Raw genomic sequence first — 13,281 nt, 5'->3', positions numbered from 1 at the left:
GGATGGGTATGTCACGCGACGTGCAACGACGAGACATGCTGAAGGGTGTAGGAATTGCGGGGATTTCGTTCGGCCTCGCCGGATGTACCGGCAACGGCAACGGCAACGGCAATGGGAACGGGAACGGCAATGGGAACGGCAACGGCAACGGCAACGGCAACGGCAACGGCAACGGTGACATGGGCCGGACCCTCAAGCAGGGCATCCTCCTGCCGCTGACCGGTGACCTCGGGTCGCTGGGCAAGCCCATCCGTGATGGCGCAATCCTGCCGAAGGCTCAACTCGAGGGCAATATCGACTTCACCATCGACCTCCAGCAGGAGGACACCGAGACCAACCCGCAAGCCGGAATTCAGGGTGCAAACACCCTCGTCAACAACGGCTATCCGGCTGTGACGGGGACCGCCTCCTCCGGGGTGAACCTGCAGGTGACCCGGCAGGCGCTGATCCCGAACCAGACCGTCGGCTGCTCACCCTCGTCGACGTCGCCCGCCGTGACGGACCTAGACGACGACGACTTCATCTTCCGGACGGCGCCCTCAGACGCGCTCCAGGGCCAAGTCATTGCGCAAGTCGTCTCCGAGAACCTCGGCAACGACACGGCAGCGACGATGTACGTGAACAACTCCTACGGGCAGTCGCTGTCGCAGTCGTTCGCGTCCTCGTTCTCCGGCACCACGCAGACGCAGGTCGGGTTCCAGAAGGAGCAGTCCTCGTACAGCTCCCAGCTGGAGACCGCACTGGCAGACGAGCCGGATTCGCTCATCGTCATCGGGTACCCGGCCTCGGGCGTCCAGCTGTTCCGTGACTACTACGCGGACTTCGCCTCCGGCGAGGACATCGTCGTCACGGACGGCCTCATCGCCAACGACCTGCCGGACGACGTCGACAACGACATGGCGAACGTCACCGGGACGGCCCCGAAGGCCGCCGGCCCCGGCCGCGAGGCGTTCGACTCGCTGTACCAGGACGAGTACGGCCGCGCACCCGGCGTGTTCAACGCGCAGGCCTACGACGCGACGGCCATCTGTCTGCTCGCAAACGTCTACGCCGGCGAGAACGCCGGCCCCGCCGTTCGGGACAACATGCGTCGCGCCGCGAACCCCGAAGGCGAGACGTTCGGGCCCGACAGCCTGGCGGACGCGTTCGAGGCGGCCGCCGCTGGCGACGACATCAACTACCAGGGCGCATCCTCCGCGTGTAACTTCAACGATGCCGGCGACATGGTCGCGGTCTCCTACGGCATCTTCGAGGTCGAGGACCGCGACTTCGCCGAGACGGGCTCCGTCCAGTTCGGCCAGTAAACCACCCACGCAATTCTTTCGGCCGCCGCCCCTCGGAGCGGCGGCACTCCTCTGATAGCACAGTCGAACCCGGTCCGTCGATGCCGACGCCTGGGAGGCATCGACCCGCTGGCAGACGGCGTGGGATGGCGGCTGGTCGAGTCACTACCGGCTGGGTGTGAACGCTCGAGTCATTTGGTCGCCCGTCCGTCGGTTCAGGCACCGTCCCGGAGCGGCGACGGTGCGCGGGAGAGAGTGTCGCTGGCTTGTGGACTCGAACGTGAGAAGACTGGGGCGGGGCGTCGACGTCAGCCGCCGAGGAAGTCCTGCCGGACCTGCTCGTCGTCCAGGAGGGCGTCACCCGCGTCCATGTAGCGGTTCCCGCCCTGGACGAGGACGTAGCCACGGTCGCAGCGCCGAAGCGCCTCCTTGGCGTTCTGTTCGACCATGAGGACGGCGGTGCCGGACTCGTTGATGCGGTCGATGCGGTCGAACATCTCCTCGACGAGGTCGGGCGCCAGCCCCGCGGAGGGTTCGTCGAGCATCAGGAGGTCGGGGTCGAGCATCAGTGCGCGGCCCATCGCGACCATCTGCTGTTGGCCGCCCGACATCGACCCAACGTTCTGGCCGGTGCGCTCCTCAAGCACGGGGAAGTACTCGTAGACCTCCTGGATGCGGTCCTCGGGGACGGAATCGAGAATGTACGCGCCCATCTCGAGGTTCTCGCGGACCGAGAGTTTCCCGAAGATGTTCTCGTTTTGCGGGACGTAGCCGATTCCCTTGTGGATGATCTCCTCGGGCTTCTGGCCGGCGATCGCCTCGTCGTTGAACACGATGTTGCCGCCCATGTAGTTCGTCAGCCCGAAGACGCTCTTCATCAGCGTCGACTTGCCGGCGCCGTTCGGGCCGACGATTGTGACGTACTCGCCGTCGTCGACGTCGAGGTCGACATCGTCGAGGATCTGGAGGTCGCCGTAGCCGGCATCGAGGTCGCGGACCTCGAGGATGCCGTCCTTCAGCGTCACAGGGTGTCGGTTCTCGGTCTCGGCGCTCATATGTCCTCACCCAGGTAGGCCTCGACGACCTGTTCGTTTCCACGGATGTCGTCGGCGGTGCCCTCCGCCAGGACATCGCCCTGGTGCATGACGATGATATGTTCGCAGTGCTCCATGATGAGGTCCATGTCGTGTTCAACCAGCAGGAACGTATAGCCCCGTTCGGTGAGTTCGTGGATCCGGTCGAGTAGCTTCTCCTCGAGCGTCGGGTTGACACCGGCGAAGGGCTCGTCCAGCATCAACATCGCTGGGTCGGTCATGATGGCGCGTGCCATCTCGAGGAGCTTCCGCTGGCCACCCGAGAGGTTGCCGGCGTACTCCTCGGCGAGGTGGTCGATCTCGAACAGTTCGAGCGTCTCCCAGACCTCCTCGCGGATCGCCTCCTCGTCGCGCTTGACGCTTTTGCGGAGCCCCGGCGTGACCGCGTACGTGAGGCGCTCGCCCTTCTGGCCCTGCGGGGCGAGCATCAGGTTCTCGAGGACGGTCATCTCCTCGAGTTCCCGGGCGATCTGGAAGGTTCTGACGAGTCCGCGGTTGGCGACATCATACGGTTTCAGGCCGGTGATGTCTTCGCCCTGGAAGAGCACCGTACCGCCATCGGGCTCGTGGATGCCGGTGATGCAATTGAACGTCGTTGACTTCCCGGCGCCGTTCGGGCCGATGAGGCCGGTGAGCGATCCTTCCTCGACCTCGAAGCTTGCGCCATCTATCGCGGTGATGCCGCCGAACCGTTTCTGGAGGTTCTGGACGCGGAGTGGGAGCCCACGGGGCATCTCTTTGGCCTCCTCCTCGACGCTGGAGTCGCCGGCTTCGGGGTCGACCTCGACGTCGTCCGGAACGTTCGTCTGGACCGGCGCGTCGCCACCGTCGACGGGCGGGTCGTCCGATTCACTCATCGGAGTCACCTCCGTCATCGGTGGGCATGCGCCCGCCGTCGGTCGTGTCGGGCCGGTCGGAGAGATCGATGCTGGAGGCGATATCCTTCCGATGGCCCATCAACCCCTCGGGCCGGTTCTGCATCAGGTAGACGATAACGACGCCGACCACGAGGAACTTCAACGTGGAGCTCTCGGAGACGATGAATCCGAGATACATGATCGGGTCCAGCGAACTCGCGGCCACCCAGAAGTCCGACGGGGTCGGGAGTCCGCCGAAGGCGCCGTTGATCAGGCCCGCCACTCGGCGCGGCCCGTTCAACAGCAGTGAGGTGAACGCGATGGCTCCGATCACGCTCCCAGTGTTCGACCCGGCGCCGCCAATGATGAGTGCCGTGAACACGTAGAAGGTGATGAGCGGCCTGAACGCCGGCGGGTTGATGTAGCCGGCGCGACCACGCCAGAGGATACCGGCGAGGCCCATCATCGCAGCACCGAGCATGAACACCTTGATCTTGAACCAGCGGGTGTCCTTCCCGAGCGATTGGGCGACGGTTTCGTCCTCCCGGATCGCCTTCAAGACGCGACCGAACGGCGAGTTCCCGAGTCGCTGGGAGACCACGTAGTAGGTCGTGAGGAAGAAAAGCAAGAGGAACACGACATAGACGAGCCCCTTTACGACGGTGGTCCCGATCCCGAACTGACTGGTAATGTCCAAGAGCGGTTGGGCTGGCGGTGGTGAGCCCTCGAAGAGCGGGTCGGTCACGGGGCCGATCGGCGAGCTTATGCCACGACCGCCGCCGGTCCCGAACTTGAACCCGAGGATGTTGACGACGTTGTAGGTGTCGAGGTTCGGGTCCTGGACGGTCCCGGAGAAGGTGCTCGCCTGGATGCTCAACCGCACGATCTCCGAAAAGCCCACCGTGACGATCGCGAAGTAGTCCGCGTCGAGCTGGAGCGCGGGGAGCGCAACGATGCCGCCCACGAGCCCGGCGGCGATAACACCGCCGAGGATGGCGACCGGCACCGGGAGACCGAGGCCCGGAGCGGGTCGGCCGCCTGGCGGTGCGGCCAGGATGTACGCGGTGTAGGTCCCGACTGCCATGAACCCGGCGACACCGATGTTGAACAGGCCGGTGTATCCCCAGTGGAGGTTCAACGCGAGCGTGAGGAGGGCGTAGGCGGTCGCCGTCAGGAGGATGAACCGCATCGAGTTCGCCATCGCGTTCGCCAGTTCGGACTGGTCGGCGAGGAACGCCTGCAGGCCGCCGGTGAGCATGTACCCGATCGACACCACGACCAGGATGGCGACGATGAGTCGGGTGTCGTCCTCCCGGATCGCCGACGGGATCGCTTGCCAGAGGGCCTGACCGATGCTCATGCGGTTGTCACCCCCCCGAAGAGGCCGGATGGCCGGAACAGCAACACGAGGATCATGACCATGAATGCGGCGACGCGGGCGAACTCGGAGGGGATCCAGACGAGCGCCATCCGGGAGGCGATCCCGATGATGATCCCGCCGCCGATGGCGCCGTACACCGACCCGATGCCGCCGAGAATGACGCCGGAGAAGATGAATAGCAGGAGCCGCCAGCCGAAGTTAAACGAGAGGACGCCACGATTGAGGATGATGAGGAACCCGGCCATGCCGGCGAGGCCGCCGCCGATGATCCAGGTCGCCCGCACGACGCGCTCGGTGGGGATACCCGTCACCTGGGCGAGGGCCTTGTTATCGGCCATCGCGCGCATGGCCTTCCCGAGCTTGGTGAACTGCAGGAGGATGTGCACCCCAAGCATGAGTGCGACCGCGGCGACGACCATCGTGATCTCGTGGAGGTTGAGTGTGTATGTCCCGTCCACGATAGGGATCGAAAACGACGGGAGGGAATCCGCGCCGACGGCGGTGACGCCGCGGGTACTCGTGCCCCAGACGAACACGATGCTGTACCGGAGGAACAGGGCGACCCCGATGGACGCGATGAGGAGTGGGATGCCGCCGCGGTTACGCATCGGTTTGTACACGACGCGGTCCAGCGCCAGCGCCAGACCGACCGCGAAGGCGGCCGAGACCGCGAGTCCGACGACCACGGCCAGCGGTGACTTGGCGATGGACACGACGGATGGGACGTCAAGGAGGAACAGCCGACCGAACGGCTGCTCGAGGCCGAGGGTGACCAGCGCGACGATGTAGGCGGCGGTCCATCCGGAGAAGGCCCCGACGGTGAGGTAGTCGCCGTGGGCGAAGTTTGCGAAGTTCAGGATGCTGTACGTCATAGAGAGCCCGACTCCGGCCAGCCCGATTATCAGCCCGAGGATCAGGCCGTTGGCGATGAACTTGAACACGGACGAGACGGCGATGTGACCGCCGAGCAGGAAGACCCCGCCGGGGTCGACGGTCACGCCGGCGAGCTTGGCCACCAGGTCGACGAGGAGGTAGCCAAGTGCGGCCGCCATGACGAACGGCGCCAGCGCTCGAAGTTGCCTAGTTACACCCATGGTTCTGAGTCACGGACGATAGCGGGGCGCGTTCCGTAAAAGAACTATCGCTCTTTTCCGGTTCATCGTGTTTGAACGCCCCGGCATTGCCGGTTTTTCGAACGTGCATCGGCGATCGGTTTGACCCTGGTGGGACCCACAGCGAACGGAACGAGTCGGTCGACCACGGTGGGGACTGCCGGGGCGACGGGGAACGTAACGCCTTTGCCCCAGCCGGGGGACCTCAGAGTATGATCCGGACCCTCGACGACCTGGACGCCGAGGGGGCCGCACTCGGCGTGCGCGTCGACATCAACAGCCCGCTGGGCAGGGACGGGCTGGCGGACGACGCACGGCTCCGGGCGCACGTCGATACGATCGACGAGTGCTGCGGACTCGGGGCGCGTGTGGCGCTGCTCGCCCACCAGGGCCGCCCCGGCGGCGACGAGTTCAGCGACCTCTCGGCGCACGCCGATCGGCTCGACGACCTGCTGGACGCGCCGGTCGGCTACTGTGATGCGACCTTCACTGCGGCGGCCCGCGATAGCGTGGCCGCACTCGAGGACGGCGAGGCGGTCCTCCTGGAGAACACCCGCTTTTACTCGGAGGAGTACATGTCCTTCGAACCCGACGTGGCCGCCGAGACGTTCCTCGTCTCGCGGCTCGCGCCCGCCCTGGACGCCTACGTCAACGACGCCTTCGCCGCCGCCCACCGGAGCCAGCCCTCTATCGTCGGCTTCCCGACGGCGCTGGACGCCTACGCCGGCCGCGTCATGGAGCGGGAACTGGACGTCCTCGGAAACATCGAGGAGAGCCCGGAACCGCGCGTGTACGTCCTCGGCGGCGCGAAGGTCGAAGACTCAATCGACGTCGCCCGGTCGGTGCTGGAGCGCGGGCTGGCGGATTCGGTGCTGACGGCGGGCATCGTCGGCAACGCCTTCCTGCTCGCCGACGGCGTCTCGCTGGGGGCGGCCTCCGCCGGCGTCGTCAACGAGCGGAGCCACAAGGCGGTCAAGGCCGCCGGCGACCTGCTGGACGACTTCAGCCACCGAATCTACATGCCCAGGGACATCGCCGTCGAGCGGGACGGCGAGCGCGTCGAGGTCGACCTCGACGACCTGCCGGCCGAGGAACCCGCCATGGACATCGGCGCCCGGACGCTGGCCGCCTACGCCGACATCCTCGAGGACGCCGGGACGGCCATCCTCAACGGCCCGCCGGGCGTCTTCGAGGACGAACGCTTCGAGTTCGGCACCCGCGAACTGTACGGGGCCGCCACCCGGGCCGAGATGAGCATCGTCGGCGGCGGCGACACGGCCGCGGCGATGCGAAAGCTCGGCGTCGAGGGATTCGACCACGTCTCGACCGGCGGCGGCGCCGCCCTCCGGATGCTTTCGGGGGAGACGCTGGCGGGCGTCGAGGCGCTCCGGGTGTGACCGTGCCCGACGCCCCGCCCGGCTACGTCATCGAGGCCGCAGACACGGACGCCGCCGACGCGATGGCGGACCTGTGGGTCGAACTGGCGGCCGACCAGCGACGCCACGGGTCGCATCTGCTGGCCGCCGAGAACCGCGACCGCATCCACGAGACGATGCTCCAGCACGTCGTCACCGACACCACCCTCGTCGCCCGCCGAACGGACGGCGGTGCGGTCGTCGGCTTCGTCACGTTCGGCCTCGAATCCGAGAGCTACACCCAGGAGGTCGCCCGCGGGGTCGTCCACAACGTCTACGTCCGCGAGGGCGACCGCGACGAGGGCGTCGGCAGCGCGCTGCTTGCGGCCGCCGAAGCGACTCTCGGCGAGTACGGCGTCGACGCCGTCGGCCTGGAGGCGATGGCCGACAACGACGCCGCCCGCCGGTTCTACCGCCGGCACGGCTACACCCCACACCGGGTCGAACTCGAGAAGTCGCTCGAAAGCGATAGCCTCACAACGGACGACGGCTAAGCCCCGAACGCGCCAGGGGAGCTTGGGCGGTTCAAGCACCCGACTTGTAATCGGGAGTTCGTGGGTTCAAATCCCACCCCTGGCTTACTCACTCAGGTTCAAGGCCTGTACGAAACCTCTTCAGTCGGCGAGTTCACGTCGAATCCTCGCCTCGAATCAGCGATTCGGGCACCACCCTCACCGGGTCGCCCGGGAAACGGGAGGGAATACCGGCCACCCGACGGACCTACCGAAGTAATATCTCGACCAATAATAGTTAAAATGAAGTAATTAGAGCAATGAATACACGTCGTGACCGAGGGCGCAAACGGCAGTCAGTCGCGGGGCGTCGACGGGCGGGGACATTCCTCTCGACGACGCCCCGAGGATCCGAAGGCGGTCCCGTTCGAGAGCCGCTGGCATCTCGCGGCCGTCGGAACGCTCGCGTTCGGTGGTTCGGTCGTGGTCCTCATCGCGGCCGGGCGGCCCGAACCGCTCCGTCTCGTCGGATTCGCGGCCGTCTTCGGCACGATAGTCTGTTCGCTGCTCTCGCTTTTCGCCTATCGCGTCGAGGCAAAGCGTCTGCGAGCGGCCGATGCCGACTGGCGGCCCGTCTGGTGGGCGTACGTGCTGGCCCACCTCCTGCTTTCGCCGTTCTTCGTCACGTTCGTCTACCTTCTCCAGCGGTGGCGACACGTCGGACTCGGGACCGGAATCGACGGTCCCTAGGCGCTCACCCGACGGTGACGGTCTCGCCCGTCCGCCAGACGTCGACGGTGTCCCGGAGCGTGACCGTCGAGGTGTTCTGGACGCGCCAGTCGTCGACGGCGGTCCGCAGGCCGTCGTTGTCGACGACGCCGTCGTCGTTGGCGTACTGGGGGACGCCGAGTCCCACGAAGCCAGTGGTGCCGCTGCGGTCCGTGCTGCCGTCGTCGGCGATGGCGTCGCGGTTCTCCAGCAGGCCCTCGTCGCCGGGGGCGGCGGCGGTGATTCGCTGGCCCGGCAACTGGAACGTCTGGACGTTGCCGTTCTCGTCGATGGCGATGCCGCGGGTGGCCGTCCCCGAGAAGGGCGCAAAGGGCGGCGGGTCGACGGGGTCGACGTTCCCCGTCGGCGGCGTCGCCCACGGGCTCTTTGCGACCTGCTGGAGGTAGGTCAGCTGGGACTTGTCCACCTGCGTGCCGCCGTCGGTCGTCGACTCGTTGTGGTGGCCGAGCGTCCGGAGTGCCACCCGCGTGCCGACGCTGTCGCCGCCGGCTGGGTCCGCGACGACGGTGGGCGAGGAGACGCCGATCTCGCCGACCCCCGAGTAACTCCAGGCCTCCTGACCGGACGAGGCGTCGACGGCGTAGAGGTTGCCGTCGTTGGAGCCGACGAAGACGGTTCCGTCCCGGACGGTCGGTGACGAGCGGACGTAGTCGGTCGACCCGTTGAACCGCCACTCCTGGGTGCCCGACGCCGCGTCGACGGCGTACAGCGCCGTGTCGTCGGAGCCGACGTAGACGGTGCCGTTCGAGTAGGTGGGCGAGGAACTGACGATACCGCTCGGCTCGTGGAAGCTCCACTCGGGCGTGCCGGTGGCGGCGTCGAAGGCGTAGACCGTTTCGTCCCATGTGCCGACGAACACCGAGCCGTTGGCGACCGTCGGCGAGGAGTCGATGAAGGAGACGTCGACGAAGGACCACTCCTCGGCGCCGGTGGCCGCGTCGACGGCGTAGACGCCGTCGGAGGCGACGTACACCGTGCCGTCGTGGACCGTCGGCGACGAGAAGACGAACGAGTTGGGGCCACTGTAGACCCACTCCTGTTGGCCCGTGCCGGCGTCGACGGCGTGTAGCGTTCCGTTCTGGGCGGTCGCGTTGAAGGAGCCGACGTAGACGGTGCCGTCGTCGACGTTGGGCGAACTGATGACGGCGCCCCTGGTGTCGGTGTACTCCCACTGCTTCTGTCCGGTCGCTGCGTCGACGGCGTACAGTTCGCCGTTCCCCTCGCCGAGGCTCTGGCTCTCGTTGGCCTCGGTGCCGCCGAGGTAAATCGTTCCGTCGACGACGGTCGGCGAGGAGGTGAAGACCCGGTCCGTCACCGTGAACTCCCACTCCTTGTCGCCGGTGTCGGCGTCGATGGCGTACAGCGCCCCGGGAGTGTCGGTTTCGGCGACGCCGGTGCCGACGTAGACCGTCCCGTCGACGACGGTCGGCGACCCGATGACCTGCCCGGCCGGTTCCGTGAACGTCCAGGCCGCCTGGCCGGTGTCGGCGTCGACCGCGTACAGGCTGGTGTCGTTGGAGCCGACGTAGACGGTGGCGCCGTCGGTCTCGACCGCCTCGGTCGTCGTCGAGGAGACGGTGACCTGCTCGTCGGTGCAGGCGTCGTTGTTGTCGGTGTCGAACTCCGTGACCTCGGCGTCGGCGTCTATCTCGTAGCAGACGTAGTAGTCGTCCTCGATCGTATCGGAGGGAATGTCGACGTCCGTGTCGACGTTCGCGTAGTCGAACGGAGCGACGTCGGCGGAGACGGTCCGCTCGTCGACCTTCGTGTCGAAGCTGTCGACGCCGTCGTCGAGGGTCGAGAGGTAGTACTCGACGGTGAAGTCGGCTCCCGACCCCGAGGCGCGGCTGTTGGAGACCCGCGAGGTGCCGATGTTGCGGACGTCGTGACTGACGCCGACGCTGCCGCCGGGCGAGACCGTCGAGTCGTCGAGGTCGGTCCACCGGGGGCCGTCGTCGACCAGGTCGGCGTTATCGTCGACCAGGCTCTCGTCGACGACGGTGTTCATCCAGTACTCGATGTCCGCGAACTTCGAGGGGGTGAGCCGGTTGGCGAAGTTGCCGGCGTAGGTGTGGACGCCCGCGGTGTACCGACCGGGACAGGACGCCCACGGGGGACAGCCGCCGTTCCCGGAGTAGTACTTGTAGAGGGCGCTCCCGCTGGACCCGCCGGCGGTGTCGGCGTTGTGCCTGATGTGCTTGCCGTCGCCCGTGAGGGAGGTGCCCGTCTTGTTGGAGTCGAACCACATCGTCCCGAAGGGCTTGTCGGCCGGATACTGGTTGAGGTTCACCCACCCCGAGTACAGCGGGTGGTTCGAGGGGGCGGCCACCCGGCCCATGTAGCCGACGACCTTGCCGATCGGCCGGTCGAGCTGGACGATGGCGACGTCGTAGTCGTTGTTGCCGCTGTCGGTCCAGTTCTTGTACGTCACGATGTGGGTCCAGTCGGCGGAGCCGTACGGCGCCGTCGAGGCGTTGTGCCGCGCCGGCCGGAAGACCAGCGTCTCGTTGGCCCACTCGTTCGTGGTGGAGTTGTAGACGCAGTGGGCCGCCGTCAGGATGACCGTCTCGGAGATGGTCGCCGCCGAGCAGACGCCAGTGTTCCCGTTGGGGTACTCCATGAAGACGTGGCCGGTCGCCCGCCGCGGCCACGCCGTCGTCGGGTCCACCCGGGTCCGGTCGTCCGCGCCCTGGACGGACTCGGTACCGACGGTGTCGTTGGTCGCACCCGCGTCGGGCGTGGCGGCGACGCCGCCCGTCGCGGCCACGAGGACGGCGACCGCGGCGACGAAGAGGCCCACGGCGAGGAGGACCCGCCGCCGTCGGCCGCGCGCCGTCACGGTGTCCACCTGCCCGAGGACCCCCGCCCCGACGCGAAGGCTCCAGTCACTTGCGTACGCCCCGATACCGCCGGCCGGCCGCCACGGATCGAACCAGTCGTGTACATGTCTCCCCCCTACGGTTCCGTCCCCCTCCGCGACGAGAGCCCCCCAACAGGCTAACGGACGACCGCCGAGGTGGTACGACCGCAGTTCCTTTGACGAGGGATAGCCACCGATATAAAAGTTTTCGCCGAACCGAACGCTCTCGCCGACCGCTGGGGCCGGGTGGCGTCCCGAATTTGGGTGAGACCCTAGACCGAATCCGGCGAAGTATGAAGTAGCCCCTCGGGGTAGCGACGGGTATGAGCCTACGGAACGACCGACCCACTGACGACGAACCGGCCATCCGCGAGGTCCGCCTGGAGGACGGCGGCCTCATCATCTACGACACCGAAAACGAGGACGCCTGGCTTCAGGCCGACGAGCCGACCCCCGTCGGCTGAGGGGTGGTCACGCCTGCACGTCCGCCAGCGTCTGGACGCCCCGAATCTCGAACCTCGCGCCGCCCGCCTGACTCTTCGCCGCCGATATCTCCCAGCCGTGGGCCTCGACGATGCTCCTGACGATTGCGAGACCGAGTCCCGTCCCGTCGTCGCCGGTGGTGTATCCGGCCTCGAAGATTTCGTCGCGCTTGTGATCCGGGATGCCCGGTCCGTCGTCGGCGACGAAGAATCCCTCCCCGCCGTCGAGCATTCCGACGCTGATTTCGACGTCCTCGCCGCCGTGCTCGATGGCGTTCCGGAAGAGGTTCTCGAACAGCCGGCGGAGCCGCTCGCCGTCGGCGGTGATCGCCGACAGCTCCCCGTACTCCATGTCGGCGTGCTTCTGGTCGATGGTTCCCCAGGCAAGCTGGACGGTCTCCTCGAGTTCGACCCGCTCGAACTCGTCGACGTCCTTGCCCTGACGGGCCAGCGTGAGCACGTCCTCGATGAGCTGTTCCATGCGCTCGAGGGCCGACTCGGCGGATTCCAGCTGTGACTCGTCGTCATCCTTCTTCTGGGCCATCCCGATGCTGCCGATGGCGACGTTGAGCGGGTTCCGGAGGTCGTGGCTGACGACCGAGGCGAACGCCTCGAGCTGGCTGTTGCGGCGCTCGAGCTGTTCGAGCCGTTCGCGCGTCTCGGATCGATCCGACAGCACGAGGAGGTAGCCGAGCAACTCGCCGTCCTCGTCGATGGCGGTGAGCGTCCCCGAACCGTGGAACTCCTCGCCGTCGCTGCGGCGGAAGGTCCGCTCCAGTTCGACGGCGTCGGTCCGGAGCGCACGCTGTAGCTGGGCCCTCACCACTTCGTCGGCGTCGTCGCCGGTGTACAGTTCGTCCAGCCGCGACCCGACGACCTCGTCTGCGGGGAAGCCGGTGACGGCCGCCGCGCCCTCGCTCCAGGTCTCGACGAACCCCTCGGGGTCCAGTCGGACGACGGCGAACCCGCTTGCGCCCTCGACGAACCGCTCGGCCCGGTCGGCTCGCCGCTCGGCGTCCGCGACCGCGCTCTCCTGGCGTGCGGCGAGGAACCCGCCGACTGCGCCGGCGGCGCCGCCGACCGACGCGATGGTGGCGACCACCAGCACCGAGTCCGGGAGCGTGATGCCGAACTCCTGGGCCAAGAGGAGGTCGCCGACCGCGGCGACCGCGACGGCGGGCACGAGGGTCCAGGCCACGACGCGGACCCCGCCGGCATCCAGCGAGCGGACGCGATAGCCGAGCGAGGCCAGCAGTCCACCGGCGACGAACAGCGGCGCCAGCGCGAGGAGCAACAGCCCGTCGATCGTCTCCACGGTCGAGGCGTACCACCCCGCGACGGCGATAGCCCCGAGGCCACCGAGCGCCAGGATCGCCCCGGCTGGCACGTAGTCGTCGAAGCGTCCCATCGTGCCACCATTCGTCACCCCTACAGTATAATGTCTCGCATCGATCAGCTACGCGAGCCCGTCTCGAACCCACCGTGATTCCGGCGGAACCGGGCTCGTACCGGGAGTCGAGTGCTCGGGACCGCGGCCGGTCGCCGGTCGTCCGGAC

At 67.4% G+C, this 13,281-nt stretch carries 11 protein-coding genes and 1 tRNA gene; 6 read left to right on the top strand and 6 right to left on the bottom strand.

Features of this window, described 5'->3' with window-relative positions:
• Positions 1–8 precede the first annotated feature (8 nt).
• Positions 9–1,304 (top strand): ABC transporter substrate-binding protein, encoded by a 1,296-nt coding sequence (locus NLF94_RS12315; RefSeq protein ID WP_254837923.1) that lies wholly within the window; start codon positions 9–11, stop codon positions 1,302–1,304.
• 287 nt (positions 1,305–1,591) lie between these two features.
• Here NLF94_RS12315 and NLF94_RS12310 read toward each other — a convergent pair whose 3' ends face one another.
• The 4 genes from NLF94_RS12310 to NLF94_RS12295 are packed head-to-tail and all read right to left on the bottom strand — an operon-like array spanning position 1,592 to position 5,709.
• Positions 1,592–2,338 carry an ABC transporter ATP-binding protein gene (locus NLF94_RS12310; RefSeq protein WP_254837922.1) on the bottom strand — a complete coding sequence of 249 codons (747 nt, stop codon included), beginning with the start codon at positions 2,336–2,338 and terminating at the stop codon, positions 1,592–1,594.
• Entirely contained in the window at positions 2,335–3,234 is a 900-nt protein-coding gene (locus tag NLF94_RS12305; RefSeq protein WP_350355825.1) for an ABC transporter ATP-binding protein, read from the bottom strand. Before NLF94_RS12305 ends, NLF94_RS12310 begins: the two co-directional genes overlap by 4 nt.
• Positions 3,227–4,594 carry a branched-chain amino acid ABC transporter permease gene (locus NLF94_RS12300; protein ID WP_254837921.1) on the bottom strand — a complete coding sequence of 456 codons (1,368 nt, stop codon included), beginning with the start codon at positions 4,592–4,594 and terminating at the stop codon, positions 3,227–3,229. The genes NLF94_RS12305 and NLF94_RS12300 overlap by 8 nt, the downstream gene beginning before the upstream one ends.
• A complete protein-coding gene (locus NLF94_RS12295; protein WP_254837920.1) occupies positions 4,591–5,709 on the bottom strand; it encodes a branched-chain amino acid ABC transporter permease in 1,119 nt (372 codons plus the stop codon). The genes NLF94_RS12300 and NLF94_RS12295 overlap by 4 nt, the downstream gene beginning before the upstream one ends.
• A 230-nt stretch (positions 5,710–5,939) precedes the next feature.
• On the opposite strand from NLF94_RS12295, the gene NLF94_RS12290 reads away from it, so the two are divergent.
• From NLF94_RS12290 to NLF94_RS12275, 4 genes are all read left to right on the top strand, one after another.
• Positions 5,940–7,124, top strand: a complete 1,185-nt coding sequence (locus tag NLF94_RS12290; protein WP_254837919.1) for a phosphoglycerate kinase — start codon at positions 5,940–5,942, stop codon at positions 7,122–7,124.
• 62 nt (positions 7,125–7,186) lie between these two features.
• Complete coding sequence (locus tag NLF94_RS12285; RefSeq protein ID WP_254841424.1) at positions 7,187–7,636, top strand: GNAT family N-acetyltransferase; 450 nt, start codon at positions 7,187–7,189, stop codon at positions 7,634–7,636.
• A gap of 11 nt (positions 7,637–7,647) precedes the next feature.
• A tRNA-Thr gene (locus tag NLF94_RS12280) sits at positions 7,648–7,721 on the top strand.
• A 206-nt stretch (positions 7,722–7,927) separates the two neighbouring features.
• Positions 7,928–8,344 (top strand): hypothetical protein, encoded by a 417-nt coding sequence (locus NLF94_RS12275; protein ID WP_254837918.1) that lies wholly within the window; start codon positions 7,928–7,930, stop codon positions 8,342–8,344.
• Between the two features lie 4 nt (positions 8,345–8,348).
• Here the strand turns inward: NLF94_RS12275 and NLF94_RS12270 are convergent, their stop codons facing one another.
• Positions 8,349–11,222: an outer membrane protein assembly factor BamB family protein gene (locus NLF94_RS12270; RefSeq protein ID WP_254837917.1), complete on the bottom strand. Its 2,874-nt coding sequence runs from the start codon at positions 11,220–11,222 to the stop codon at positions 8,349–8,351.
• Positions 11,223–11,566: 344 nt separating this feature from the next.
• Between NLF94_RS12270 and NLF94_RS12265 the strand changes: the two genes are divergently transcribed.
• A complete protein-coding gene (locus tag NLF94_RS12265) occupies positions 11,567–11,707 on the top strand; it encodes a DUF7331 family protein (protein WP_254837916.1) in 141 nt (46 codons plus the stop codon).
• Between the two features lie 7 nt (positions 11,708–11,714).
• On the opposite strand, the gene NLF94_RS12260 is transcribed toward NLF94_RS12265, so the two are convergent.
• A complete protein-coding gene (locus NLF94_RS12260; RefSeq protein WP_254837915.1) occupies positions 11,715–13,133 on the bottom strand; it encodes a two-component system sensor histidine kinase NtrB in 1,419 nt (472 codons plus the stop codon).
• Positions 13,134–13,281 lie beyond the last annotated feature (148 nt).

Origin of the sequence: Natronomonas marina, from assembly GCF_024298905.1 — an archaeon.
In the GTDB taxonomy this organism is placed as follows: domain Archaea; phylum Halobacteriota; class Halobacteria; order Halobacteriales; family Haloarculaceae; genus Natronomonas; species Natronomonas marina.
The sequence above is the reverse complement of the archived record's forward strand: the minus strand, read 5'-3'. Positions and strand labels throughout refer to the sequence as shown.

Bases quoted from the DNA above. Each gene is read 5' to 3' on its own strand.
- NLF94_RS12265 (WP_254837916.1), top strand. From the start codon at position 11,567: ATGAGCCTACGGAACGACCGACCCACTGACGACGAACCGGCCATCCGC.
- NLF94_RS12260 (WP_254837915.1), bottom strand. From the start codon at position 13,133: ATGGGACGCTTCGACGACTACGTGCCAGCCGGGGCGATCCTGGCGCTC.
- NLF94_RS12295 (WP_254837920.1), bottom strand. From the start codon at position 5,709: ATGGGTGTAACTAGGCAACTTCGAGCGCTGGCGCCGTTCGTCATGGCG.
- NLF94_RS12300 (WP_254837921.1), bottom strand. From the start codon at position 4,594: ATGAGCATCGGTCAGGCCCTCTGGCAAGCGATCCCGTCGGCGATCCGG.
- NLF94_RS12305 (WP_350355825.1), bottom strand. From the start codon at position 3,234: ATGAGTGAATCGGACGACCCGCCCGTCGACGGTGGCGACGCGCCGGTC.
- NLF94_RS12290 (WP_254837919.1), top strand. From the start codon at position 5,940: ATGATCCGGACCCTCGACGACCTGGACGCCGAGGGGGCCGCACTCGGC.
- NLF94_RS12315 (WP_254837923.1), top strand. From the start codon at position 9: ATGTCACGCGACGTGCAACGACGAGACATGCTGAAGGGTGTAGGAATT.
- NLF94_RS12310 (WP_254837922.1), bottom strand. From the start codon at position 2,338: ATGAGCGCCGAGACCGAGAACCGACACCCTGTGACGCTGAAGGACGGC.
- NLF94_RS12285 (WP_254841424.1), top strand. From the start codon at position 7,187: ATGGCGGACCTGTGGGTCGAACTGGCGGCCGACCAGCGACGCCACGGG.